The sequence below is a fragment of the Streptomyces luteireticuli genome (genome assembly GCF_041519305.1).
GTDB lineage: Bacteria > Actinomycetota > Actinomycetes > Streptomycetales > Streptomycetaceae > Streptomyces > Streptomyces luteireticuli.
In genome coordinates this window covers 1,736,859-1,761,669 of record NZ_CP167927.1, presented here as the reverse complement: position 1 = coordinate 1,761,669, position 24,811 = coordinate 1,736,859, and the positions used below count along the sequence as shown (strand labels likewise).

General features: G+C 73.3%; 25 protein-coding genes. 9 read left to right on the top strand and 16 right to left on the bottom strand.

Translation table 11 applies throughout. The features are described 5' to 3' along the window. The first annotated feature begins 35 nt into the window (after positions 1–35). Positions 36–794: a dienelactone hydrolase family protein gene (locus AB8735_RS07160; RefSeq protein WP_372406148.1), complete on the top strand. Its 759-nt coding sequence runs from the start codon at positions 36–38 to the stop codon at positions 792–794. 25 nt (positions 795–819) lie between these two features. Here the strand turns inward: AB8735_RS07160 and AB8735_RS07155 are convergent, their stop codons facing one another. The 5 genes from AB8735_RS07155 to AB8735_RS07135 all read right to left on the bottom strand — a co-directional run bounded on the left by AB8735_RS07155 (position 820) and on the right by AB8735_RS07135 (position 5,364). Continuing rightward, positions 820–2,586: an ABC transporter ATP-binding protein gene (locus AB8735_RS07155; RefSeq protein ID WP_372406147.1), complete on the bottom strand. Its 1,767-nt coding sequence runs from the start codon at positions 2,584–2,586 to the stop codon at positions 820–822. Between the two features lie 3 nt (positions 2,587–2,589). After that, positions 2,590–3,006, bottom strand: coding sequence for a lasso peptide biosynthesis B2 protein (locus AB8735_RS07150; RefSeq protein ID WP_372406145.1), 417 nt, complete (start codon positions 3,004–3,006; stop codon positions 2,590–2,592). Between the two features lie 18 nt (positions 3,007–3,024). After that, positions 3,025–3,282 carry a lasso peptide biosynthesis PqqD family chaperone gene (locus AB8735_RS07145; protein ID WP_344032650.1) on the bottom strand — a complete coding sequence of 86 codons (258 nt, stop codon included), beginning with the start codon at positions 3,280–3,282 and terminating at the stop codon, positions 3,025–3,027. Positions 3,283–3,287: 5 nt separating this feature from the next. Next, positions 3,288–5,138: a lasso peptide isopeptide bond-forming cyclase gene (locus AB8735_RS07140; protein ID WP_372406144.1), complete on the bottom strand. Its 1,851-nt coding sequence runs from the start codon at positions 5,136–5,138 to the stop codon at positions 3,288–3,290. A gap of 118 nt (positions 5,139–5,256) precedes the next feature. After that, entirely contained in the window at positions 5,257–5,364 is a 108-nt protein-coding gene (locus AB8735_RS07135) for a keywimysin-related RiPP (protein ID WP_372406142.1), read from the bottom strand. Positions 5,365–5,863: 499 nt separating this feature from the next. On the opposite strand from AB8735_RS07135, the gene AB8735_RS07130 reads away from it, so the two are divergent. Next, positions 5,864–6,196 carry an HNH endonuclease gene (locus AB8735_RS07130; RefSeq protein WP_344032644.1) on the top strand — a complete coding sequence of 111 codons (333 nt, stop codon included), beginning with the start codon at positions 5,864–5,866 and terminating at the stop codon, positions 6,194–6,196. A gap of 14 nt (positions 6,197–6,210) precedes the next feature. Here AB8735_RS07130 and AB8735_RS07125 read toward each other — a convergent pair whose 3' ends face one another. From AB8735_RS07125 to AB8735_RS07110, 4 genes are all read right to left on the bottom strand, one after another. Beyond that, on the bottom strand, positions 6,211–7,176 hold the full coding sequence (locus AB8735_RS07125) for a pirin family protein (protein WP_372406139.1): 966 nt from the start codon (positions 7,174–7,176) through the stop codon (positions 6,211–6,213). 145 nt (positions 7,177–7,321) lie between these two features. Next, complete coding sequence (locus AB8735_RS07120) at positions 7,322–8,272, bottom strand: hypothetical protein (RefSeq protein ID WP_372406137.1); 951 nt, start codon at positions 8,270–8,272, stop codon at positions 7,322–7,324. Positions 8,273–8,377: 105 nt separating this feature from the next. After that, positions 8,378–9,385, bottom strand: coding sequence for an ElyC/SanA/YdcF family protein (locus tag AB8735_RS07115; protein ID WP_372406136.1), 1,008 nt, complete (start codon positions 9,383–9,385; stop codon positions 8,378–8,380). Beyond that, positions 9,382–10,179, bottom strand: a complete 798-nt coding sequence (locus AB8735_RS07110) for a GNAT family N-acetyltransferase (protein ID WP_372406134.1) — start codon at positions 10,177–10,179, stop codon at positions 9,382–9,384. The genes AB8735_RS07115 and AB8735_RS07110 overlap by 4 nt, the downstream gene beginning before the upstream one ends. 132 nt (positions 10,180–10,311) lie before the next feature. Between AB8735_RS07110 and AB8735_RS07105 the strand changes: the two genes are divergently transcribed. Beyond that, positions 10,312–12,519, top strand: a complete 2,208-nt coding sequence (locus AB8735_RS07105; RefSeq protein ID WP_372406132.1) for a CHAT domain-containing protein — start codon at positions 10,312–10,314, stop codon at positions 12,517–12,519. 8 nt (positions 12,520–12,527) lie between these two features. Beyond that, the gene (locus tag AB8735_RS07100) at positions 12,528–13,712 is read left to right on the top strand and encodes a hypothetical protein (RefSeq protein ID WP_372406130.1); all 1,185 of its coding nucleotides are present in this window, start codon (positions 12,528–12,530) and stop codon (positions 13,710–13,712) included. Positions 13,713–13,718: 6 nt separating this feature from the next. On the opposite strand, the gene AB8735_RS07095 is transcribed toward AB8735_RS07100, so the two are convergent. From AB8735_RS07095 to AB8735_RS07080, 4 genes are all read right to left on the bottom strand, one after another. Further along, positions 13,719–14,561 (bottom strand): GNAT family N-acetyltransferase, encoded by an 843-nt coding sequence (locus AB8735_RS07095; protein ID WP_344032632.1) that lies wholly within the window; start codon positions 14,559–14,561, stop codon positions 13,719–13,721. 65 nt (positions 14,562–14,626) lie between these two features. Next, entirely contained in the window at positions 14,627–16,081 is a 1,455-nt protein-coding gene (locus AB8735_RS07090) for an amino acid permease (RefSeq protein WP_372411788.1), read from the bottom strand. 138 nt (positions 16,082–16,219) lie between these two features. After that, positions 16,220–17,179, bottom strand: coding sequence for a hypothetical protein (locus tag AB8735_RS07085; RefSeq protein ID WP_344032630.1), 960 nt, complete (start codon positions 17,177–17,179; stop codon positions 16,220–16,222). Between the two features lie 266 nt (positions 17,180–17,445). After that, entirely contained in the window at positions 17,446–18,363 is a 918-nt protein-coding gene (locus tag AB8735_RS07080; protein WP_372406128.1) for an NAD(P)H-binding protein, read from the bottom strand. A gap of 285 nt (positions 18,364–18,648) precedes the next feature. Here AB8735_RS07080 and AB8735_RS07075 point away from each other — a divergent pair, with 285 nt between their 5' ends. Genes AB8735_RS07075 through AB8735_RS07065 form a run of 3 tightly spaced genes read left to right on the top strand, consistent with a single transcriptional unit; the run spans position 18,649 to position 20,062 of the window. After that, positions 18,649–18,813, top strand: coding sequence for a hypothetical protein (locus tag AB8735_RS07075; RefSeq protein WP_372406126.1), 165 nt, complete (start codon positions 18,649–18,651; stop codon positions 18,811–18,813). A 29-nt stretch (positions 18,814–18,842) separates the two neighbouring features. Beyond that, positions 18,843–19,361, top strand: coding sequence for an RNA polymerase sigma factor (locus AB8735_RS07070; RefSeq protein ID WP_049716087.1), 519 nt, complete (start codon positions 18,843–18,845; stop codon positions 19,359–19,361). Further along, positions 19,358–20,062, top strand: coding sequence for a hypothetical protein (locus AB8735_RS07065; RefSeq protein ID WP_344032623.1), 705 nt, complete (start codon positions 19,358–19,360; stop codon positions 20,060–20,062). Before AB8735_RS07070 ends, AB8735_RS07065 begins: the two co-directional genes overlap by 4 nt. Before the next feature lie 186 nt (positions 20,063–20,248). Here the strand turns inward: AB8735_RS07065 and AB8735_RS07060 are convergent, their stop codons facing one another. The 3 genes from AB8735_RS07060 to AB8735_RS07050 all read right to left on the bottom strand — a co-directional run bounded on the left by AB8735_RS07060 (position 20,249) and on the right by AB8735_RS07050 (position 22,551). Continuing rightward, positions 20,249–21,187, bottom strand: a complete 939-nt coding sequence (locus AB8735_RS07060; RefSeq protein ID WP_344022322.1) for a M56 family metallopeptidase — start codon at positions 21,185–21,187, stop codon at positions 20,249–20,251. Between the two features lie 210 nt (positions 21,188–21,397). Next, entirely contained in the window at positions 21,398–21,994 is a 597-nt protein-coding gene (locus AB8735_RS07055; RefSeq protein WP_372406125.1) for a DUF5134 domain-containing protein, read from the bottom strand. A 164-nt stretch (positions 21,995–22,158) separates the two neighbouring features. Beyond that, on the bottom strand, positions 22,159–22,551 hold the full coding sequence (locus AB8735_RS07050; protein WP_344022326.1) for a VOC family protein: 393 nt from the start codon (positions 22,549–22,551) through the stop codon (positions 22,159–22,161). Between the two features lie 108 nt (positions 22,552–22,659). Between AB8735_RS07050 and AB8735_RS07045 the strand changes: the two genes are divergently transcribed. Together AB8735_RS07045 and AB8735_RS07040 are read left to right on the top strand one after the other, a co-directional pair. Beyond that, entirely contained in the window at positions 22,660–23,211 is a 552-nt protein-coding gene (locus AB8735_RS07045; RefSeq protein WP_372406122.1) for a GNAT family N-acetyltransferase, read from the top strand. Between the two features lie 167 nt (positions 23,212–23,378). Continuing rightward, on the top strand, positions 23,379–24,788 hold the full coding sequence (locus AB8735_RS07040; RefSeq protein ID WP_344022330.1) for a DUF6421 family protein: 1,410 nt from the start codon (positions 23,379–23,381) through the stop codon (positions 24,786–24,788). The last annotated feature ends 23 nt before the right edge of the window (positions 24,789–24,811 follow it).

Below are 24,811 nucleotides of genomic sequence, written 5' to 3'. Positions count from 1 at the left end.
ACCTACGTCAATTCACCGCGAAGAGGGAGCTGCAGATGATCACTGCACATGGATCGATGGTGGACATTCCCACCCCCGACGGCACCGCCGACGCCTATCTCGCGCACCCCGGCGGCCCCGGCCCCTACCCCGCCGTCCTGCTCTACATGGACGCCTTCGGGCTCCGCCCGCACCTGAAGAAGATGGCCGACCGGCTGGCCTCGGCCGGCTACGCCGTCCTGGTGCCCAACCTCTACCACCGCCACGGGCGGGCACCGGTGGTCGAACTGCCCGACTTCATCGGCCCGGAGGACCGTCCGGAGATCTTCGAGAAGATCGGGCCCGTCTTCCTGTCCCTGACGCCGGACCTGGCGATGCGCGACGCCGACGCCTATCTGCGCTGGCTGGCCGACTCCCCGCTGACCACGGGCGGTCCGGTGGGTGTGACCGGCTACTGCATGGGAGCCGGTCTCGCCCTGCGCACCGCGGGCACCTACCCGGACCGGGTCGCCGCCGCGGCCGGCTTCCACGGCGCCTACCTGGCCAGTGCCGCGCCGGACAGCCCGCACCTGCTCGCCGGCCGCGTCGCCGCCGAGCTGTACTTCGGCCACGCCGACCAGGACGAGGCCCTGCCGCCCGAGCAGATCGACCGCCTGGAGGAGGCCCTCACCGCGGCGGGCGTGCGCCACCGCTGCGAGGTCTACACCGGCGCCGAACACGGCTTCACCCAGGCCGACACCGCCGCCTACAACGCCGAGGCCGCCGAACGCCACTGGGTGGCGCTGCTGGACCTGTTCGGCCGCACACTGGTCTGAGCCTCAGCTTTTGAGCAGCTGAGCCTCAGCTTTTGAGCAACTGCGTCCGCGCCAGCGACGCGTACAGCTCGTCCCGGGCCATCAGCTCCCGGTGCGGGCCGACGGCCCGTACCCGGCCCTCCTCCATGACCACGATCCGGTCCGCCGTCGTCACGGTCGACAGCCGGTGGGCCACCACCAGCACCGTCGTGTCCCGGGCGGCGGCGGAGATCGTGTCGCGGAGCGCCGCCTCGTTCGCGGCGTCCAGCTGGGACGTGGCCTCGTCCAGGAGCAGGAGGCCGGGGCGGCGGAGCAACGCCCGGGCGACCGCCACGCGTTGGCGCTCACCGCCGGAGAGGCGGCAGCCGCGGTGGCCGACCGTCGTGCCGAGCCCCTCGGGCAGGCGGGCGGTCACCTCGTCCAGGCGGGTCAGGCGCAGGACCCGGGCGATGTCCGCCTCGGAGCAACCCGCCGTGCCGAACGCCAGGTTGTCGCGCAGCGTGCCGGCGAGCACGGGGGCGTCCTGCTCGACGTAGCCGATGCGGGCCCGCAGCCGGGCCAGGGGCCAGTGCCGTACGTCCTCGCCGTCCAGCAGGACGCGTCCCGAACCCGGCTCGTAGAAGCGCTCGATCAGCGACAGCAGCGTCGTCTTGCCCGCGCCGGACGGCCCGACGAAGGCCGTCAGCCCGCGGGCGGGAATCTCGAAGGAGACCCCGCGGTGGACGGGGCGCGCCCCGGACCGGGGGTAGGCGAAACAGACCTCCCGGAAGGCCACGGCGACGGGCGGGCCCGGATCCGCGGCACCCTCCACCCGTTCCGCCTCCAGCCCCTCCGCCTCCGAGAGGCGGGCCGCGGCCGCGGACGCCACCTGGAACTGGCTCAAACCTTCCACCACTTGGCCGATCCGCGGGGCGAGCGCGAAGAGGTACAGCAGGAACGCGACGAGCGTGGAGACGCCGGTCGCCCCGGACGCGACCCGGGCGCCGCCCAGCCCCAGCACCACCAGGAAGCAGATCTGGAGCACCACGGCCGTCGCCGTGGCGGAGACCGACTCCCAGGCGGCGGCCCGTACCCCCGTGCGCCGGGCCAGCTCGGCGGCGCGCTCCAGCGCCTCGGTCTCCTGACGTTCGGCGCCGGACGCCTTCACCGTACGGAAGGCGCCCAACGCCCGTTCCAGCGCGGCCCCGAGGCGCCCCACCGCGTCCTGGGTGTCACGGGTGGCCCGGCCGATCCGGGGAGCGACGACCGCGACGAGGACGCCGACGAAGGCGACGACCGCCAGGGTCGCGCACAGCAGGACGGGGTCGAGCAGCCCCATCATGACGACGGTCGCCACCGTCACCAGCGTGCCGTTGACCGCGGCGGACACCGCCAGCGGGGCGGTCTGGCGCAGCAGCGTCGTGTCGGAGGTCAACCGGGCGATGAGATCGCCCGGTTCGGTGTTCTCGACCACGGGGACGCGCAGCCGCAGCAGACGGTGGGCCAGCCGGCCGCGGGCGGTGCGGACGACGGACTCGGCCGAGCACTGCAGGACGTAGTACCCCAGCCCCGCGAGCACGGCCCCGGCGACCACCAGCAGGCTGAGGAGCAGGACGGGCCCTGCGGCCGGGTGCCCCCGGCCCATGTCGTCCACCACGCGCTTTGCCGCGAGGGGTTGGGCCAGACCCAGGACGCTGCCCGCCAGGCCGACGACGACGCCCGCGGCCATGCGGCCGCGCTGCGGGCGCAGGAGTGCCAGCAGGGCCCGGTGTCCCGGACGGGCGGGGGCGGCCGGCTTCGCGCGAGCGGCCTCGACGGGGGGCGCGACGGTCATCGCTCACTCCACGCCGAAGAACCGCTGGAAGTAATCGGCCGGCGCGCCCTCGCCGACCAGCACGCCGTCGGCCTCCACCCAGGCGTGCGCGGCGAACGGCGGCCGGGTGCGCACGCCCACGCACCAGGTGACCCACCGGCCGTCCCAACGGCACAGCAGCGCCGTGGCGAGGGACCGGGTCAGACAGCCCTTCTGCCCGCCGGCCGTCAGGCTCACGGCGAGCACCGTCTCCCGTGCGGCACTCGCCTCGGTGAGCGTGGCGTGCGGTACGTCGCCGCGCAGCCGGGCGAGGACGGCGCGGATCCGGTGCGGCGGCAGCAGGGTCAGCAGCCGGGCGCCTCCCACGGCGAGCCGTGCCACGAGACGGCGGCCGAGGGGGACGGAGCGGGGGTCGTAGGGGAGTGCTTCATGCGTCGACACGCGAACCTCCGGCGGGAGTCAGGGGGCGACGAGCCCGGCGGAGCGCAGGTCCTCGACGACGCGGTGGACGTCCTCGGCGGCCGTGTCCGGGTCCACGTCCTCGTACCGCACGGTCAGGAGCTCGGCCGCCCGCTCGGTGCCGTGCCCGTCGAGCAGGGTGCGCAGGACGAGCGCGGCGGTCGGGTTGAGCGTCCAGTACTCGGCGCTCTTCTCGTCGAGCAGGGCCATGCCGTACTCGGTCTCGGTCAGCAGGACACCGGGCTTGAGCGTGAGCATGTCGGTCACCTTCCCTTGACGGTCGCGGGGCTGGGGGTCAGCTCCCGGGAGCGCAGCCATACTTCGCAGGAGATCGTCGGGTGGAGCAGACCGCTCTCGGTCTCCGCCGGGAGGAAGCGGCGGCACCAGTCGCGCAGGACGCGTCCATCGACGAGACCGAGCCGGGCCAGCCGCGCGTCCTCGCAGAGGGCCAGCAGGGACCGGCGGTGGCCGCGCAGCCCGGCCTCCTCCTCGAAGGTGGCGTTCGCCTTGGTGGCGCGGGTGCGGCTGGTCTCGGGGACGATGCCGCGCATGGCCTCGACGATGAGCGGCTTGTACCGCCAGGGGGTGATGCGTTCCGAGGGGCGGACGGCGAGGGCGGCACCGATGACGCGGGCGTCGTAGTAGGGGGCGGAGACGGCGATGCCCAGCGGGGCCGCCATCTGCCCGATGTGGCGGGCCCATTGGGAGATGCCGTCCATGGCGACCAGTTCGCGGTGCTCGCCGTGGTTCCTGCCGCGCGGGCGTACAGGCCCGTCGGCGCGCAGGAGTTCGCGGACGGTGGCCACGGCGTCGTCCGTGGCCCAGGGCGGCATGCGCGGGGGGACCGACCAGTCGAGCAGGGGCTCGTCCTCGGCGGCCGGTGGTGCCGTCAGGTCGCGGGCGACCCGGTCGATCCAGGACCGGTACGGGCGCCGGTCGAGCAGCTGGCGCAGCGTTCCCCGGCGCGACCACTGGTACTTGGCGGCGTATCCCCGGACGGAACGGACGGCGGTGCGGGGGCGGGTGAGCAGCAGCGCGTGCAGCCGGGCGGGTGTGCCGGCCAGGAGTTCGTCGCCGCCGAGACCGGTGAAGTGCAGGCGGGATCCACGGGCCGCGGCCCGTTCCACGATGCCCATGCGGCGGTTGCGGTCGACGGTGATGATGCTGGGCGTGTCCAGGATGTCGGTGAGGGCGTCGATCCCGTCGAAGGTCAGGGCCACATCGCCGGCGGGTACGACGTGGTGCTCGACGCCGTCCAGTGCCCGGACGGTCCGCTCGGCCCAGTACACGTCGTCGCCGGCCGTGTCGTGGAGGGCGGCGGTGTAGGCGACGACCTCGGCGCCGCCGCGTACGGCCGTGCAGCACACGGCCGTCGAGTCGAGGCCGCCCAGGTCCGTGCTGACCGGACCGTGCCCCCGGGTGCGGATCGCGACCGCCTCGGCGAGCGCGTCGCGCAGCAGGACCGCCCCCTCGGCGAGGGAGAGGACCGGATCGGGCGGCGACCACCAACGCGCCGTGCGGGCCCGCCCGTCGGGGCACACGGTCAGACTGTGGCCGCCCGGGACGGCCAGCAGGCCCCGCCACAGGGGGCTCCCCGCCCAGGGGTACGGCGTGCCGGGCGTCAGCATCGTGAGGGCGACGCGGCCCTCGTCCAGTCCGGCGCCGACGAGCTCGGCGAGGACGTCGGCGCGGTCGGCGGCCACGCCCACCCGCCCGGCGGTGGTGTGGAAGACCCGGCGCAGGCCCACCGCGCAGCCCTGTACGCGGACGCCGCCGGGGCCGCTGGCCATGAGATGGAAGCTGCCGGGCCAGTCGGCGGCGCGGTCCAGCGCGCCGAGGGAGCCGGCGCGGGTGACGGCCGCGGCGGCCCGGGCGGCCTGCCGCGGGGTGACGGCGTGCTCGCCGGTCACCGCGACGCGCGTGCTCCCGTGTCCGCCCACGGTCATGGCGTCCGGTGCCCAACGCCCCACGATCCAGGGCCTTCCCGAGGCGTGGCACAGGGTCCGGTGCGCGTGGGGGAGCGCCGCGCGGGCGAGGGGCGCGGCCGCGTCGGTGTCGGGCAGGACGACGAACCAGGCGGGGACGGTCCGGAGGGACAGGGACTGCTGCTCCATGGGTCTCGGCCTTCGGTCGGCGGTGCGCGGACAGGGGACCGGGTGGCGGCCGGACGCCGCCACCCGGTCTTACGGGCCCTCTCGGCTAGGGCCCGTGGTGCTCAGCCCGCGTCGGAGGTCAGAGGAGCTGCTTGCCGCCGAGAACGTCCTTCGGGCCGGTGTTCTTGATACCGGTCACCTTGCGGAAGCTGCCGGCCTTGGCGATGGTGGGACGCTCGTACGTCATGGCGTTCTCCTTCGTTCTCGTGGGGACGAAACGATCAACAGGCGCCTGTGCTGCGGGCCTTGAGCGGGTGGCCCGCGCAGCACCCAAAGTAAGTAGGACAATCGCAACAACGCAATGAATATGCGGGGAGGGCAAGAGTGCGCCGTGGGTGCGCGTTCGGCGCTTTTCTCCGGCGCGTGAAGCGTTGCGCCCCGGGGGCGTGCGCCATGTGAAAGGTGCGGAGATTCGTTTCTCTCGGGAGCGACTCGCGCCGGATCAGGGGGAATCATGGAGGGCCCCGGCCAAACATGAATGAATTCCCTTCCTGCGGTACGGAAGTGAATCGGGGGCTCCGGTCGACGTCCGGGCGGTGGGGGCGTACCGTCCGCGGTATGTTCATGCGTCGCGCGAACCCGCCGACAGATCAGTGCCGTTCATCTTCGATCAATGTTCGCTCACGCGGCGGGCGGAGCCGCAGAAGCGGGCCGGCCGGAGCCGGCCACGGGTTTACGATCCGGGCATGGGCCGACTGTTCCAGCGTCGTCGCATCCTCCGCCGCGACGGCAACTCCTGTTTCTATTGCGGCATGATCTTTCTGCGCGAGGCGCAGATGACCCTCGACCACGTCGTGCCCATATGCATACGCCCCAAAGGGGCGTCCGGCGGGGTCGTCCTGGCCTGCGAACCCTGCAACCAGGCCAAGGGCGCCATGCCCCCGGCCGACGTCCTCGCCCTCGCCGGGGTGCCCGTACCGCCCGGCCTCGGCGACCTGGAGCCGGAACAGATACACGAGTTGTTCGTCGCGACGGTGCGCGGGCGCTTCGAGGCGGGGCTGCGTCCTCGTGCCGAATAGCGCCCCGGCGTGGGTCAGCGGGCCCGTCCTCGTGGTTTGAGGGGCACCGGCGGAAGCGCGGGAGCGGCCAGCGGGGCACCGTCGTACCCCCTGACCTCCCCGAACCGTTCCCCCGTCATCCAGTCCTCCCGCGCCTGCGCGATCTCGTCATGGCTGCGCCCCACGAAGTTCCACCACATCACCAGGTGTTCCTCGAACGGTTCGCCGCCGAGCAGCATGAACGAGCTGTCCACGTCGGCCCGCAGCGGGAGTTCACGCCGTCCGCAGCCGAGGTAGAGCAGCGAGCCGGGCGCGAGCCGGACGCCGTCCACCTCGGCCTCGCCGGACATCGTCAGCGCGGCGTACTCGAAGTCCGGCTCGATGGGCAGGCGTCCGGACGCCCCCGCAGGCAGCGTGACATCCGCGCCGACGATCGGCGTGAACGCCGTACCGGGGGACGCGGCGCCGTCCAGCTCCCCGAGGACGACCGTCGCGTCGATGCCGTGGTGGGTCACCCGGGGCAGTTCCGCGTGGTGCTCCCAGGTCGGCTCCGTGTGCCGGTGCGCGTCCGGCAGCGCCACCCACAGCTGCGCCCCGTGCAGCAGCCGGGCGTGCTCGCGCGGCGACTCCTCCGAGTGCGCGATGGCCCGCCCGGACGTCATCAGCCCCAGCTCCTTCGGCCGCACGGTCTGCAGACTCCCGAGGCTGTCCCGGTGCAGCACCTCCCCGTCGTGCAGCCAACTCACCGTCTGCAGGCCCATGTGCGGGTGCGGTGCCACCTGCATGCCCGGCTCGTCGGCGATGTCGTCCGGCCCGTAGTGGTCGACGAAGCACCATGCCCCGATCATGCGCCGCCTGATGCTGGGCAGGAGCCTCCGTACGACGGTGCTCTCGCCGAGCGGCACGTTCTTGGAGGGCAGCAGCTCGTGGACGGGCCGCGCGGTCACGTCCTCCCGGCCGCCGCAGAGGGTGGGGGAGGGCTTGAGGTCGAGATTGCTCATGGGAGAACTCTGCCAAAGGGGGCGGCGGGGGCCCGGCTTTGACGGCTTCTGCTCCGGCCGCCGGGAGGGTGATCCGGCAAGGAAAGGAACGACGAGGCCCTCACGCGCCCGGGAGCCGCGCCCCTGGTGATCCGGGGCTGTGTGATCAGTGGGCGGGTGACGGACGGTCGTCGGGGCGGTCGGCCGGGGTGGACCATGAGCTGTCCGGGGCCTGGTCGGGGCGCACGAGGGCCCTCAGCAGGGCCACGCCCGACAGCACCGCCGCCACGTGCAGCGATCCGCCCACGGCCAGATCCTCCGGCAGCGACGCGTCCGCCCGCCCCGCCGCCGCCACGTACAGCGTGAACGGCAGCTTCCAGCCGCTCCAGGCGAAGAGGGATCCCGAGCCGAGCCAGCCCAGGACCAGCCGGGTACGGCCGGTGAGGAGGGTGGCCGCCGCGGCGGCCAGGGCGGCCCAGGTGCCGCATACGGCGTTCAGCGCATGCCAGTTGGCGCCGCGTTCGCCGGGGTGCGCGACGCCCGCCGTGCCGCCCGCCGCCCAGTACAGCCACACCGCGCCCACCGCCGCGGCCGCGACGGCGGGCCAGGGGGCGCTCCGCCGGCCACCGGCGAAGGCGTGCGGCCGGCGGCGCCGCAGATATGCGGGGAGGGCGACGAGCAGACCCAACCCCATGCCGACGAAGCTGCATTGGACGAGGGTCGCTTCCCAGGCCGGCATCGACGCGCCGGCGTCGTCGCCGCTGCCCGAGGGGGTTCCGAGGAGCAGGTCCACGATCGCGTACGGCAGCATCGGGACGAGGAAGCCCGTCCCCACCCACGCCACGAACACCACCGGCGGCCCCGGGATCCGCATCCCCCACGGCCGCACCAGCGCCAGGGCCACCGCGATTCCCAGGCCCGCCATACCGATGGTGACCGCGTTGAGCACCACCCACCCCGCAAGGTCGAACCCGGCACCGACGGGCAGCAGGCCGGCCGGCGAGCCGACGACCCAGGTCACCTTGATCAATAGATAGGGGGCCATCGCCAGGGCCGCTCCGTACGCACCCGCGCGGCCCACCAGATCCCGTCGGCCCACCCGAGCCCGTCGTCCCACGGAGAACTCCTCTTCCTGTCCGAGGAGTCCCAGCCTCGACGGCGGCTCCACCCAGGGCGTCGTCCCCGGGGCGGAGCCACCTCCGCCATGCGGCGGAAGAACCGGTCAGCGCGCCAGCAGCCGGCCCAGCACGCCGAACAGCGCGACCACCCCGCAGATCGAGAAGTTGACCAGCTTGTGCTGGAGGAACACCGCCACGAACTCCCGGATCGTCGCGCTCGGCCAGAAGTACGCGGCCGTCGGGGAGCCCACCACCTGGCCGTTGACGCCCGTCTTGCGGGCCATCAGCGCGGCCCGGAAGGCGTGGTAGTTGTTGGTGACGATGACGCACTTGTAGCCGGGGACGGCGGCCGACATGATCGCCTTGCTGTACTCGAGGTTCTCCTCGGTGGTACGGGAGCGGTCCTCGCGCAGCACGTGCTCGGCGGGGAAACCGCGCTCGGTGAGGTAGTTCGCCATCGCGTGGGACTCGGGCAGCTTCTCGTCGGGGCCCTGGCCGCCGGACGTGATGAGCATCGGCGCCCTGCCGCGCGCCGCCTGCGCCTCGTACACCTTCCGGCCGCGCTCCAGCCGGCTGGCAAGCAGCGGCGGCACCCGCTCCCCGCCGATCAGGCCGGAGCCGAGGACGACAACGAAGTCGGCGTCGCGGCGCGGCCGCAGCCGCCCGTAGAGGAACGCGTAGCCGATGAAGCAGAAGAAGAGGAACGAGACATAGGCGGCGATCAGGAGCAGGGTGCCGGTCGCCGCGGCCAGACCGGCGGACCGGGTGAAGACGGCCGCCACCATCAGCCCGATGAGGCCGAAGATGCCGATGCCGACGAGGAACGACAGCAGGTTCGCCGGGCTGCGCCCCTCCTTGCGGATCATCTTCACGCCGTTGGCGACCAGGAACGCCGGGAGCACGAAGGCGCCGAGGAAGGGGACCAGCAGCACGAGGGCGGCCAGGAACCACCCCACCCCGGGGTGGCCGCGGTGCGCTACCGCGGCCAGCGTGAACAGCAGGGATATGCAGGCGAGTCCCAGATATACGGCGTTGCTGAAGCGCCGTCGGTCGCGCAGCACGCCGACGGCGAAGAGGACGAGGAACAGGACTGCTGGTGCATAGGCGATCACGCCCGCATGGTACGCGGCGACCAGACGTAGGGCGTGGTCGTCGTCACGGCCGTGAACCCCAGCCGCCGCAGGATCGGCGCGCTGTCGTCCGAGGCGTCCACCTGCAGGTACGTGACGCCCCGCGCCACGGCAAGCCGCGCGCGGGCGGCGACCAGCGCGCGGTAGATCCCGCGCCCCCGCCAGGCGGCGAGCGTCGAACCGCCCCAGAGGCTCGCGAAGTCGCTGCCGGAGTGGTGGACGAGCCAGGCGGCGGAGACCACTTCGTCCCCCGCCTCCGCCACCATGACGACGAGGTCGTCCGGAGTGGCGGCGGTACGCGCGATCAGGTCGTCGCCGATCCAGGACCAGTCCTCGTCCCAGACGGCCGTCTCCATCGCGGCGATGCGGCGCATGTCCGCGTCCTCCGTGACCCGGCGGAGGACGACGCCCTCGGGCAGGACGGGCGGTGCCGCCACGTCGGCGGCGCGGCCGATGAGGACGGTCTCGGGCTCCTCGGGTTCGAAGCCGGCGGCGCGGAGCCGCTCGGGGAGGTCGGCCGGGAGGTCGTGCGTGTGGTGCTTCCACTCTACGGGCTCGCCGCGCGCTCCGTAGAAGTCCCGCTGCCGGGCGAGCAGTTCGTCGAGATCCGTGCCGCGCAGCCCGGTGTCGCGCGGCGCGGCGACGAAGCCGCGGACGTCGCCGACGACGCGCAGGACGGGACCGTCCTGTTCGCAGCGGACACCGGCGGGGAGGGCGGGCGGGGTGCCGCGCATCTGGGCGTCGTAGGCGGCCAGCAAGGCATCTGTGTCGGTCATGAATTCGATGCTACGGATCGCGGCAACCGGTTTATCGGGTTCCGGATTCCGTGAGTTGGGGGAATTCGCCGTTCGCGTGGGGAGCGCGGCGTACGCTGCGGAGGCCGGGACCGAGGATACGGGGGGTCCGATTTGGGCAACGGGGAACTGCTGCGGCCCGAGGACCGGGCGGAGTTCGAGAGCGTTCTCGACGAGGCGTTGCGGGTGGTGCTGGCCGTCCCGCGCAGGCGGAGGCCGACCGCCGCGGCGCTGCGCGTCCGGGCCTATGCCGCGCGGAACGAGATCGCCGCGTGCGCGGACGCCCAGTACCGCCGGTACGTGGACGTGCGGACGGCCGCAGGGCGCGGTCCCGAGCCCCGAGGCCGGCCCAGGGCGCTGAGAGAAGTGCCGGTCGCTGTCGCGGGGGCCGTCGTCGCGGGGGTCGTCGACGGGGCCGCGCGGGGGGTTCACTGGTCCACGTGGGTCGGGGTGCTGTCGGCCGGTGTGGCGGTGGGGGCGGTGTCCCTGCCCCGCTTCGTGCGGGAGCGGCGTGCCGCGTCCGACACGGCGGAACCGGCCGCGGAATACGCCGAGTCGGTGGCCGCGGCGCGCCGGGCGTGGCTGGACGAGCTGATGCGGTCGGGCGTTCTTCCCTACCTCGAAAACGTGCTGGACGAGCCGGCCCGGCCGGAGCGGGACGTCCCGCACTCGGCTCCCCCGAGGAGCCGCCCCCCACGTCCCGCGAGCGCCTCGCCTCCTTCGTCGGGATCCCCGTCGGCGGATTCCCTGGGGGGCCTGCCGACGGCGAGCACTCCGTATCCCGGGCAGGACGAGGCGAGCTTCTCGGCACAGTACCGGACTTCCGTCCGCAGCATCCGGTCCAGGCCCCGGCCGTTCCCGTCCCCGGCTCCCTCCGACGAACCCCACCGCCTCACCGTCGAACTCGCCGAACAGGCGTCCCCCGGCCGCGACGTCCCCCTGCATGTGCGGATCGTCCGCGACCTCGCCGCGCCCGGCGTCACCCTCCGGGCCTTCGCCGTCCCGCCCGACGGTGCCCGGCTGCTGATCACCGTGCACGCGCCCGCGCTGCTCGCGCTCGGCGACCTCCAGCAGGAGCTGCTCGTCACGCCCGGCCGCGACTCCGACGTCCTCCGCTTCGGGTTGCGCACCACCCGCACCGGGCTGCACACCGTCACCGTACGGGCCTTCCACGGCGGCACATTCCTGGGCGAGTTGCGCACCCAGATCTCCGTGGAGGACGACACGCCGACCCGGGACGGACCGACACGCGAGGTACGGCTGCCGACCGTGGCCTTCGACCCGGGCGAGGTGACCCTCCAGGTCCTCCGGGGCGCGGACGGTTCGTACAGCTTCCAGCTGCTCAGCGAACGCTGCTACGCGCCCGAGTCCTTCCGGCTGCTCGCGGGCGACCCCCGGGGGCCGACGGAACGGATCTACGAGGAGCTGCGCAGGATGGCGGCCGCCGCCGGGAAGGCCGGGCCGGGGGACGGCGACGCGGCCCGCAGACGGCTGCGCAATCTGGGCGTGCAGTTGTGGTCGGCGGCCGTTCCGGACGCCGTGCGGCGGCAGTTCTGGGCCGAGGCCGGGCGGATCTCGTCGTTCACCGTGCTCGGCGAACACGACCTCGTCCCCTGGGAGTTGCTGTACCCGCTGGACGGCGCGAGCGAGGGCGACGGCTTCCTCGCCGAGTGGCTGCCGGTGGTGCGCCGGGTGTTCGGGCAGGAGCGGATCCGGGAGCTCGATCTGCCCCGGGCCACCTATGTCGTACCGCCCGGGTCGCCGGTCGACGCCGCGCGCGAGGTCGAGAAGGTGCGGCGGACGCTCGGCCGCGGGGTCGCCGACGGCGGCGTCCTGGCCGAGCAGTCGGCCGTCACCGGCCTGATCGACCAAGGGCTCGCCGGTCTCCTGCACTTCGCCTGCCACAACTCCTTCACCGACGCCGGCTCGTCCGTGAAGATGAGCGACGGCGCGTTCGACCCGATCGACCTCGCCTATGCGACGCAGTCGGGCGCCCTGCGCCGCACGCGCCCGCTGGTGTTCTTCAACGCCTGCCGCAGTGCGGGCGGGATCGACTGGTTCTCCAGCAGCCTGGGGTGGGCGCCGCAGTTCCTCCGGGCGGGCGCGGGCGCGTTCATCGGCTCGCTGTGGCCGGTGCGTTCGGACTCGGCGCTCGCCTTCGCGGACATCTTCTACTTCGGCCTGGTGTCCCAGCGGCTCACGCTCGGGCAGGCGTCGATCCAGGCCCGCCGGTCCGTCCGCGACCGGACGGGCGGCGATCCGACATGGCTGGCCTACGCGGTGTACGGCAGTCCCGCGGCCCGCGTGAACCCCCGGACATGAGGAGCGACATGGACGAGCCCGTCTTTGTGATCCACGGCGTCGGCAACCGCGACGAGGCGGACTTCGCCCGGACGGTCGCCGGTCTCCGGACCGCCACCGGCCTCGCCCTGGTCCCCGTGTACTGGGGGGACCTCGGGGCCGACGACCGCTTCGTGGACCTGGCGCTGCCGCGCCAACGGCCCGCGCGGGACACCGGGTTGAGGGACGTGGAGGAGGTACCGCCGGACGCGGAGGAGTCCATGGCCGTGCTGGAGTCCCTCTTCGGCCCCTCCGCTTCAACCCCCGTCTCCGCTCTGCTCCGGGACGAGGGGGAACCACCGGCCGCGCTGGCGGACGCGCTCCGCGCCGCCATGGGCGCCGCCGACGACGGCCTGCGGGGCCCCGGCGGTCACCCGGACCCCGACGACGTCCTGGCCGCCCTGGCCGAACTCTGGCCCACGGCCCGGTGGCTGGCCCTCGTCGACGACCCCGGTCTGCTGCGGGCGACGGGCACGGCCCTCGCCGCCGCCGTCCTGGAGGAGGGGACCGACGACTCCTGGGCCGGACTGCGCGGCCCAGGCGACGATAAGGGGCTCCGCCCCCTCCTCCGCCGCAGACTGCACGACCTGGACCGCGTCGCGGGTGCCGCCGTCCAGGCCGTCGCCGGCCGCGTCAACCATCAACTGCGCGCCCACTACGGGCCGGGAGCCACCCGCTTCCTCGGCGACGTGCTGGTCTACCAGCGGCACCGCGCCGCGATCCACGCCCGGGTGCGCGAACGGATCGACGCGGTGGCCCCGGGGCTGGGCCGCGACCCGGAGCACCCGGTGCGCGTGGCCGCGCACAGCCTCGGCGGAGTGATCGCCGTCGACATGGCCACCGCGGCGGACCCGCTGTGGACGTCGTCCCTCCTCACCTTCGGCTCCCAGCCCGCCTACTTCCACCTGTGCGACCCCCGGGGCGGACAACTGCCGCCCTACGCAGGCGAGGAGCCGGTCCCCCTGCCCCGCTCCCTCGCCCGCTGGACCAACCTGTGGCAGCCCCTCGACGCCCTCGCCTTCGCGGCCTCCCGTGTCTTCCGCCTCGCCGACGGCACGCCGCCCGTCGACGTCCCGCTGCCGCACACGGCGAGCGCGGGCCTGTGGACGCACTCGGCGTACTGGCGGCTGCCGGAGGTCGCGGACGCGGTGCGGGGGACGTTCGCGGCCGGGTGAGGACACCTACCCCAGCTCCAGGCTCGCCACCGCGTACACCCCCTCCAGCGGGGTCGCCGGTGCCGGTCCCGCGTACATGCGGGACGTCGAGAACCCCGGGGCGTAACCGCGGTCCCGGGCCAGGGCGGTGGCGGAGGTGTTGGGTTCCGGGATGTCCAGGTGGACGGTTTCCTCGGGGGAGAGGTGGGCCGTGAGGGAGTCGAGGAGGGCCTCGGCGTCGTCGCGGGTGTCGGCGCAGAGGGGGCCGACGCGGTGGCCGTCCTGGGCGGGGCGGAGGGTGCCGTAGCCGGTGACGCGGCCGTCGCGCAGGCGCAGCCGGGCGGTGCGGCCGGGGGCGGTGAGCCAGCGGGCGAGGAAGCCGCGGCGGTCCGCGGGGAAGGAGCGGCGGTCGTAGGCGGCGACCGCGTCGAGGTGGTCGGGGGAGAAGGGGACGACGTCGGCGGGGGCCGGGGCGCCCGAGGGGCGGCCGGTCCAGCGGACGGTGGTGTGGGCGGGGACGAAGCCGGAGCGGCGGTACGTCTCCCGCTGGGCGGGGACGGCGTCGAGGGCCACGGTCCGGGTGCCCGCGTGCGGGAAGGCGGAGCGCCAGGTGGCGAGGCCCAGGCCGCGGCCGCGGTGGCCGGGGGCGACGAGGTAGAAGCCGAGGAAGGCGAAGTCGGGGGAGTGGTTGGCGATGGAGATGGAGGAGAGGATGCGGCCGTCGTCGTCGCGGCCCACGAAGAAGCCGGCCGGGTCGGTGGGCAGGAAGCAGGCCGCGTCGCCGTGACCGGGGTTCCAGCCCTCGGCGTTCGTCCAGGCCACGATCTGCTGCCAGTCGTCGAGGGTGGCGGGGGCGAGGGTGATGCTCATTCCGTGACTCCGTATTCCGCGTGTTCCATGTGTTCCGCGTATTCCGTATTCCGGGTGTTCCGTGTCTAGATCAGGTCCATGGCGGCCACCTCGTCCGGACTGCCGTAGCTGACCGGCCCCTTGAAGCGGCGGCGGGCTGCCGCGAACCACCAGACGGTGGCGATGACGAGGACGACGACGAGGGCGATCGGCGCGTAGTTGAACGATTCGGCGGTGATGGGGGACGCCTGGGGGAGCATGAAGAGGATGTTGCTCAGGACGATCCACACGACGGCGACGGCCGCCACCGGCCGGCCGAAGCGGCCCAGGTTCCAGGGGCCGGGCCGGAAGTCGTCGCCCAGCCGCAGCCGGAGGAAGATCGGCACGCCGTAGGCGAGGAAGAGGCCGACGACGTTGATGCTGACGACGGCGGTGAAGGCGACGTGCGACCACCAGCCGGGCACCACCAGCACCAGGGCGCACGCGGCGGCCAGCCACACGGCCTTGACGGGGGTGCGGGTGCGCGGGGAGACGGAGTGCCACAGCCGGGAGCCGGGCATCGCCCCGTCGCGGGAGAAGGCGAAGATCTGCCGGGTGTTGCTGGTCATGTTGGCCAGGCCGCAGAAGAGCATGGCGCCGATGACGACGAGCAGCAGCAGCTTGGCGGTGGACAGGCCGAGCGCGTCGATGAGGATCTGCACCGGCGGTGCCTCGGCGGCGGCCTCGGCCGCGTAGTCGCGGATGGCATAGACCAGGGCGAGCATCAGGACCAGCCCGGTGAGGGCGGAGAAGCCGACGGCCCGCACGATGCCCCGGGGAGCGTTGACGGTGGCCTGCACGGTCTCCTCGGACATGTGGAAGCTGCCGTCGAAACCGGTGAACGTCCAGCTGGTGACGAGCAGTCCGAGCATCCCGGCGTAGACGGCGTTCGAGAAGCCGGTGTTGTTGACGAAGTGGGTGACGAAACCGGCGGACTGGTGGTCCGCGGGCACCGCGACCAGCGCGGCGACGATGACGACCAGGCCGATCAGCAGCCACCACACCGAGATCCGGTTGAGGATGGCGACCAGGCGCACCGTATAGGTGTTGGCGAGGGCCTGGAGCAGGAGGATCACCGCGGTGATGCCCACGGTCTGCGGCGCCGTCGGGTGGTAGGAGGGCCACTGCAGCGCCACGAAGGACTGGATGAAGGTGGCGGCGGCGAAGTCGGTGGCGGCCGTACCGCCCACCTGGCCGATGAAGTTGAGCCAGCCCGTGTACCAGGACCAGGCGCCCTTGTGCCGCTTGGCGAGCTTGCCGGCGGAGAAGTACAGCGCCCCGCTGGTCGGGTAGGCCGAGGCGATCTCGGCCATCGAGGCGCCGACGAACAGCACCATCACCGAGACGCCGATCCAGCCGAAGACCAGGACGCGGGGGCCGCCGGCGCCCATGCCGAAGCCGAAGGAGGAGAAGATCCCCGAGATGATGTTGATGATGGTGAACGAGATGGCGAAGTTGTCGAACGCCCGGAAACGGCGGGTGAGTTTGCGCGGATAGCCCATGGCGTGCAGCGTCGCGTCGTCGTCCAGCGCGACGTGGGCGGCCTGTCTGCGGGCGTGAGCGGGAGAGGAGTGCTCCGACACGGACGGCGGCTCTTTCTGCGAGACGGGACAGGGACATGGCGGGCCGAGAGGAGCGCGTCAGGGCGGCACGGGCAGTCCGCAGCGGCGGCGCGCCCGGCTGAGCTGGTCCTCGGGCGCGCCGAAGGCGCTCCACGGCATGCGGGAGGCGTACGGGCCCATGGCGGTGAAGACCTTGCACGCCTCGGCCTGGCAGTCCGCCAGGTACAGGGCGTGGGCCAGATAGGCCAGGTCCAGGACGGGCGTGAAGCGGTAGCCGGGGACGTCGGGGAACCAGTGCGCGTAGACGTCCAGCGCGAGGGTGCGCCAACGGCGCTGCCGCCAGGCGCGGATGGCGAACGGATCGGCCTTGGGGTCGAAGTCCTCGACGAGGGTGACCAGCGGCAGCAGCCGCAGGGGCGAGTGGGCCGGGGCGCGGTTGCCGAGGAACTCGGCCACGTCCCAGCGGGCGCTGGCCGAACCGCCGTGGCGGGCGAAGTAGAAGGAGAGGAAGCGGTGGTGGGCCTCGCGGTTCCAGGGGTCGAGCGCGAGGGCCCGGGAGAAGAGCGCCCACGGGCCGCGCGGGGCGGTCAGCATGCCGCGGGGCGCGGGGTCCTGGTCGTGGACCGGTCCGGTGCGGGCGAGGGCCAGCCTGGCCACCCAAGGGGTGGGGTCCTCGGGGGCCATGCGGGCGGCCTGGTCGCAGGCCGCCTCGGCTATTCGTATCAGGGACGCGGTCCGCCGGTCCTCGGTGCCGGCCATGCGCAGGGCGCGGAGCATCGCGACGCGGGCCCACAGCAGGGCCGCGTCCGGGCCCGGCGCCTCCGCCAGGCCGCGCTCGGCCAGGTCGGAGTCGGCTGCCATGGAGGCCAGCACGAGGGAGCGGTGGGCGCGCGTCGCGAAGTCGGTGCGGACGTCGTGGAGCACGGCGTGCGCGCTCTGGTACCGGCCGGCCTGGACGTCGACGCACGCCTGGGCCAACTCGTGGTCGTCGGCGGCCGGATGCCACACGTACCGACCCTCGAACGAGCCAGCGACCATCTTGACCTGCCACCCGTCGCAATAGATGCCGCCATGTCGCCGTGCCGCGCCATGGATATGGAAAGGGAATCGTGCAACTCGCCCGTGCCGGGCGGCGGATGGAGCCGCCGCTTGGCCAGGCAAGCTCACGGCCAGTGAGGTACACCCTACTCAGGATCACCGGGTACCGAGGGTGATCCGGACGATCCGGTCCCGCATGCTTTCGAATTCCGTGCCCAGGGCGGGGGGTCGGCAATCGGGAGTGAGGGGGCGGGGGTGGCGGTGTGTCAGGTGCGGGGCGGGGTTCGTCCGCGGTGGTTCTCGAACACGGCTCGGGTACGGGACGCGGCCGGGACGAGCACCTCGGCCGCGAACCGCGCGGCCGGGAGCGGCGGGCGGCCCAGGACCCTCCGGACGCCGTCGCCGAGGCCCGCCACGCCCTCGCGGCGGTAGTTCGCGTAGAGGCCGTAAAGGCCCTCGACGACGCCGGGGGTCATGCCGCGTCCGAGGAGCCCGGCCCGCCAGGCGTCGTCGAGGGGGATGTCGGCGTACCGCACCGGCCGGCCCAGCGCGGCGCCGAAGACGCCCGCGAGCTCCGCGAGCGTCAGCGCCTGCGGGCCGCTGAGGTCGAGATGGCCGCCGACGGGGCGTTCCGCGAGCAGTTCGGCGGCCGCGACGGCGGCGATGTCCCGGGCGTCCACATAGCCCCGGGCGCCGGGGCCGGCCGGATCGGCGGGCGTGCCGCCGGCGATGTCCGCCGCCGAGGGCAGGAAGTTCTGGAGGAAGCGGTCGGGCCGCAGGACGGTCAGCTCCGGGGCGCCGGCGGCCGACAGCCGTTCCACCACGGCGTCGTGGGCACCGGTCACGGCATCGGGGGCGGTCCCCGAACCGGTGAAAGGACGCGCGCCCAGCTTGACGATCCGGCGCGCCCCCGCGTCGAGGGCCGCGAGGCCGAGCGCCGTCTCGACGGCGGCCTGGTCCTCGGTGAAGGGGTGCGCGAGACAGAGGCGGTCCACCCCCGCGACGGCGGCCCGGACGGCCGCCGCGTCGGTGGCGTCCCCGTACACGACCTCGCCCCGCACCGGGCCGAGCGCCGCCGCCGCGGAGGCGGAACGCACCAGGTGGCGGACGTCCTCCCGGTCGCGCAGGGCATCGGTCGGATGGCGGCCGACCGTACCGTTCGGCGTGGTGAGCAGGATGGTCATCGAAGTCCCCTCCGGTGGTATGCCTTTGATCGCGCAGGTGATCGTCCAGGGGGCAACCGCCCCCGGGGCGCGGGGGATTCCCGGCCGTCCACCCCGTAGCCGGAGTGCCACATTCCGTAAGTCTTTACGATCGCCCGCTGCACAAAAGACCCTCCAGGAACGCCATTACCGGCGAAGAGGGGCGTGCCCGTCGCGGCCTGCCTTCCTCCACGGTGCGGCGGACTTCGGGGAACGGCCGTCGCGCTCGGCTACACGATCACAGCGACCGGAGGGACCACCAGTTCCGTGAACCCACACCACACGGCCGACCTGCCGACCGCGGCGGTCCGCGCGCGTGTCCTCGGCGGCGACGCCCCCGCCCTGCCGCGCGGTACCGCGGCCGCCGGCGTCCGCACCGGAACCAGCGCACTGCGGCGCGGCCCCCGCCGGCGGCGGGGAGGCGAAAGGTGACGCCACCCTCCCGAGCGAGCACGTTTCCCGTGACCGGACTGCCCGCCGACTACCGGGCGTTCCACCAGCTCTACCGCGCCGCCTATGTGCACTGGGCCGAGCTCTACCTCGGCAACCGGCACGACGCCGAGGAGGCCGTCGACCAGGCCTTCGAGGACCTGTACTTCACCTGGAGCGAGGTCCTGGGCACCGAGAACCCCAACGCCTACGCCTGGGCCGTGGTCAGACACCGGACGATCGACTGCGCACGGGCCCGCGGCCGGCGCCCCGCCGTCATCGACACCGCGGCCTTCGAGACCGTCGCCCTGCGGCAGGCGGCCGACCCCATCGGGGAGCTGGAGCTCAGCATGTCGATCTACGAGGCGATCTGCGCCCTGCCCGCCCGCCAGCACGACGTCATCGTCCTGCACCACTGCCTGGGCTACAGCGTCCGCGAGACCGCCGACATCATGGGCATCACCGAGGGCGGGGTGCGCTCCACCGCCCGGCACGCCCGACACCGCCTGCACGACGCGCTCGGACTGGAGAGAGAAGAGGAGCACCGGTGACCGGAACACTCGACCACGTGCTGGCCAAGGCCCGACTGGACCGGCGTCCCTACCCGGTCGTGGAGGTGGACCGGGCCGAGGCCCGGCTGGCCGCCCGGCTGACCGAGCGCATGTGGCACGGGGCCCTCAACTTCGACGACCAGATGGAGCCGGCGCGCACCGCGGCCGTCCGCGCCGCCCAGCGCAACTACCTTCCCCACCGCGCCTTCTACCGCCACTTGCGCAGCCTGTGCAAGACGGTGGTCGCCCACGACCTCCACAAGCTCGGCACCCTCCTGGCCGACCGGCTGCTGGAGCCCGAGGGCGCGCTCGTCCTCGGCTGCGTCCTCCAGCTGGCCGACCGCGAGGACAGCGCCCGGTTCTGGTGGCAGTTCGGCGCCGGGGCGGACGACACAGGCGCCGCCTGCTGCCTGTACCTGCACCACATGGCGCTCGGGGAGCGCAGGGAGGCGGAACTGTGGCGCCGCCAGGCCGGGTTGGAGTCGCTGATGCCGGAGACGCCGGAGGAGATCGACCGCAATGACCTCAACATGGCGTTGCAGATGCTGGACGGGTTGCGGGACGGGGAGACGTTCTCGCCGGCGGCGACGGCGGTGATCGCGTATGTGCCGGGGGCGTTGGGGTTTGTGGAGGAGGTCGATCTGCCGCTGCCGCAGCCGGACTTTCCGGAGCGGATCGAGGAGTTGACGGGGGTGAGGTGAGGGGGCGCGTGTGAGGAGTTTGCCCCTGGCCCGCCCTTTCACCGTTTCTTTGCGCTCCGCGCGGGTGTCCTCAAGCGCCGGACGGGCTGAATATCAGCCCGTCCGGCGCTTGAGGACTTCGCCCGAAGGGCGAATGGGGTCCGGGGTCTCCCCGGAAGAAACGGTGAAAGGGCGGGCCAGGGGCAACTAACCCAACGCCCGCAACCCCGGCACGAACGCCACCAACACCGGCACCACCGGCACCAGCGCCGCCGCAGCCGTCAGCCGCAGCCGACGCGCCGCGGTCAACCGCGGCCCCGGCGCCAGCAGCCGATGCACCCGCCCCGGCACCTGGGACGCACGCCCCGCGCAGGGATCGAACACCCCACGGCTCTCGTTGAGTTCGACCAGCGCCAGCGCCGTGGTCAGCCGGCCGAAGCGGCGGGAGGCCATGTCGTCGGCCGCCAGTTCCACCAGGTGGTGCACCCGGTCGCGGAACGCGGCGAAGACCGGCACCTGCGGGAAGCCGTTGGCCAGTGCGCCCGAGGAGTGCAGCAGCCAGTCGTGGCGGGCCCGGAGGTGGCCCTGCTCGTGTGCCAGGAGGGCGTCCAGCTGGGAGCCGTTGAGCCGGCGCAGCGCACCCGTGGTGATCACCAGCTGCGGCGTCCGGTCGCCGCGCAGCAGCCACGCGTCCGGCCGCTCGGACTCCAGGAGCACCAGCCGTCCGTCGCCGGGCTCCTCACCGGGCAGCCGGGGCGAGCGGACGAGCAGATCGGCGCGGCGCTTCCGGCGCGAGGCGCGCGAGGAACGGATCTCGCGGGTCAGCATCACGGCGGTCCACACCGCTCCACAGGCCAGGATGACCGCCATGGGCGCGGCCCAGGAGCCGTAGGCGCCGAGCGCGTAGGCCTCCACCACCTCATGCGGTGCCGCGGCGAAGACGTTGCCGCGCACGGCCTCCCAGGCGGCGGCCGCGCTCAGCGACATGGCCAGGACGCAGCACAACAGCACGGCCACGACGACGCATTGCCACATCCACAGGGCCAGCACGGGTTCGCGGTCGGGCCAGTCGGCCCGGGCCAGCACGCGCGGTGCCAGGGACGCGAGCAGCCCGCCGAGGGCCAGCAGCGCCAGCGGGACCAGCATGGGTGCCCTTCCCCTCAGAGTGATCCACGACAGCGTGGGGTTCTGTGGGTTCAGAGCGTAGTCGGACCGGGGGCCGTCGCGCAGTGGCCCTCCACACGCGGGCGGCCCGTGCACGGGGCTTGTCCGTGCCGACGGGCTGTGCTCGAAGGCTGTGGGCTCCTCGAAGACCGTGGGCTCATAGCCTCGAAGGCCGCGGGCTCACAGAGAGGCTCACATCATCAGCAGCATCGTGAGCATCCCCATTCCCATGGATATCCGGCAGGCGCGGGTGAGCTCCCGCCGGGTGACGGTCGGACGGACCGGGAGGGGGTGCGGGGGAGGGCCTGGAGAGGGGGCCGGCACGAGCGCGGTGGCCGACCGCACCACATCCCCCGCGAAGTACACCAGCAGCAGCCCCGTCAGCAGCGGTGTCCCCGCGCGGTGGTGGTGGCCGCCGGCCATCGCGAGAGCCATGTAGGCCATGGCGAAGGCGCCCACCGCATGGTGCGGATCAGCCGCGCGGCGGTACGGACGGCCGACCCGCCCCGCCGCGCGCCGCCCCGCCGCACACGTCCCCGTCGCATACGACCCCACCGCGTACAGCCCCGCCGCCGCGAACACCGCCGTGAACACCCCCGCGCCCCACGGCCGCCCCGCCGATGTCACGGCCGGCAACGCCATCACCGCCATGCCCAGCCCCATCAGGGCGTCCCCGCACGCCGCCCGGCGCTCCCCCGCCGCGCCGGCCCGCGCCCGGTGCAGGCCGTACGCCCCGGTGGCGGCGGACAGTGCCACGAGCAGCCACTCCACCAGCGGCGGTCCGTGCACGGCACACCTCCCCCGACGTACGACGCCTGTCGACCCCGGGGGAGCATGCCCGCCCCGCGGGCGTCGCACGGGAGCGCACGGGCGCACGGTGCGGGCGGGATCACGCGCCCGCGCGCCGCCGCAAAGAGGGTGAAGTGCCCGGCGGGAAAGGGGAGTTGGGTGGGTCAGATGCCGGGCCGGTACCGCAGGGGATGGCCCTCCGGCACCTCCACCACGACGATGCGCACCCCGTCCGGATCGGCGATCCACATCTCCACCAGCCCCCACGGCCGGAGTTCCGGAGGCTCCAGCACCTCCACGCCGTGGCGCAGGAGCTCCTCGTGCGCCGCCGCGGCGTCCGCCACCTGGAGCCACAGCTCCAGCCCCGGCGCGGGCGGTGCCGCGGACCGGCCGGAGAGCTCCAGGAACCCGCCGCCGAGGAAGTAGACGGTGCCGCGGTCCGGGCCCGTCCCGAACTCGCGGTGGACCGCGAGCCCCAGCGCCCCGCCGTAGAAGGCCCGCGACCGCTCCGGATCGGTGGGCCGCAACAGCACCCTGCTGCTCAGTACGTGCACCATGCCGCCCGACTGTACGCAGCCGGGCCGCCGGACGCGGGCGGTTAGGCTCGAACCGGCCGAACCCGGCCCATGAACCGCACGGAAAGGTTCCGGACCAGCATGGAAGCCATGGAGACCGCAGGCCCCGGCACGCACTCGGCGCCGGTGTTCCGCTTCGCCGCCGAGGCCGACGTCCCGCAGCTCGTCCCCCTGATCGAGTCGGCCTACCGCGGGGACGCCAGCCGCACGGGCTGGACCACCGAGGCGGACCTGCTCGACGGCCAGCGGACGGACGAGGACGGGGTCCGGGCCGTGGTGGGCGACGGCGGCAGCCGGGTGCTGCTGGCCGAGGCCGATGGCGAGATCCTGGCCTGCTGCCACATCGAGCACCGGGGCGCGCACGCGTACTTCGGCATGTTCGCCGTCCGTCCGCAGCGGCAGGGCGGCGGTCTGGGCAGAGCGGTGATGGCCGAGGCGGAGCGGGTCGCGCGGGCCGAGTGGGGCGCGCGGGAGATGCATATGACGGTCATCCGGCAGCGGGAGGAGCTCATCTCCTGGTACGAGCGGCGCGGTTACCGGCGGACCGGGGAGATGAGCCCGTTCCCCTACGGCGACGAGCGCTTCGGCATACCGCGCCGCGACGACCTGGAGTTCGAGCTGCTGATCAAGGACCTCGGCTGAGGGATGTGCCCCCCGTGGCCCCCGGCTGTCATTCGGCAGCGGCCGACAGGAAAAACCACGGCCGGACCCGGGGGTCCGCAGGATAATTTGCAGCAGCACCCCTTGAGGAGAAGAACCTCGCATGGATACGGTGTCTTAACGCCAGGTTCTCCCGAGGAGGGGTAGTCATGACGGAAATTCTTGCGCAGGGGGCCATAGCCACCGGCGAATCGTCGTCCGAGACGGCGGTCGAGAGCGTCACCCGGCACCCCGCCTGGGCGGAGCTCAAGGACGCCGTGGAGACCATCCGGCCGTGGCAGTCCGCCGACGGGTCGATCGACCTCGCGGCCGACGGGGCACCGCCGACGGAGACGGTCCGCGCCGAGGTCGAGCGGGTCGCCGCCGCCGTCGGGCAGCTCTCGCCGCTCCTCCCGCACGACGCCGACTACCACACGGCCGTCGTCGCCGACCTGCGCGCCTGGGCGGACTCCGGCTTCGGGGTCCCGGACTTCCTCGACTCGCTGCTGGCCTTCCAGCCCGCCGCCCACCGCACCGACGGCCGCCAGCACCTGGTCGTCTTCCCCATGTACACCCAGAACGGCAACCCCGACCGCAATCTCGAGGCGGTCGTGCTGCGGGTGGTGTGGCCCGAGTGGCTCTCGGAGCTGGAGCGCACCCGCTACGACAACCCGCTGTTCCTCGGCATCACCTTCGAGGACTTCACCGCCGGCTACGACACCAACTCCGCGGTGCTCTTCCCCGAGACGGTCGCCGTCCGCCAGGCCCCCGAGCGCTTCACCTGGGGCGCCATCTTCTGCGACCGCGAGGCCGCCCGCTTCCGCCGCGTGACCGAGGCCGCCGTGGACGCGCTCGGCCTGGAACTGCCCGCCGACATCGCCGACATGCTCGGCGACCAGCAGCGCTGTCAGCAGGCATTCGTCCTCTGGGACATGGTCCACGACCGCACCCACAGCCACGGCGACCTGCCGTTCGACCCCTTCATGATCAAGCAGCGGCAGCCGTTCTGGATGTACGGCCTGGAGGAGCTGCGCTGCGACCTCACCGCCTTCAAGGAGGCCGTGAAGCTGGAGGCCGAGGGCAACGCGCACGGCCGCGACGTCCAGTACGCCGTCCTCTTCGACCGGATGTTCCGCTTCCCGGTCACCGGCGACCGGGTGCGCAACTACGACGGCCTCGGCGGCCAGCTCCTCTTCGCCTACCTGCACAAGCACGACGTCGTACGCTGGACGGACAACACCCTGCACATCGACTGGGACCGCGCCCCGCAGGTCACCAATCAGCTGTGCGGCGAGATCGAGAAGCTCTACCGGGACGGCATCGACCGCCCCAAGCTCGTCCACTGGTTCGCCGCCTACGAGCTCGTCTCGACGTATCTGGCCCCGCACCCCGGCTCCACCTGGGCCAAGGGTCCCGAGGCCCTCGACCTCGGTCTCCCGCCGCGCAAGCTCGTGGACGACGTGCTTCCGGACGAGTTCCCGCTCAGCATGTTCTTCGAGGCACTTGCCAAGAAGCTGCGGACCGTGATCGCCTCGACCAAGGGCATCACCGCACAGGGCGCCGAGAAGGCGGCGGCGTGAGCGAGGGGAACGAGGAGGCGACG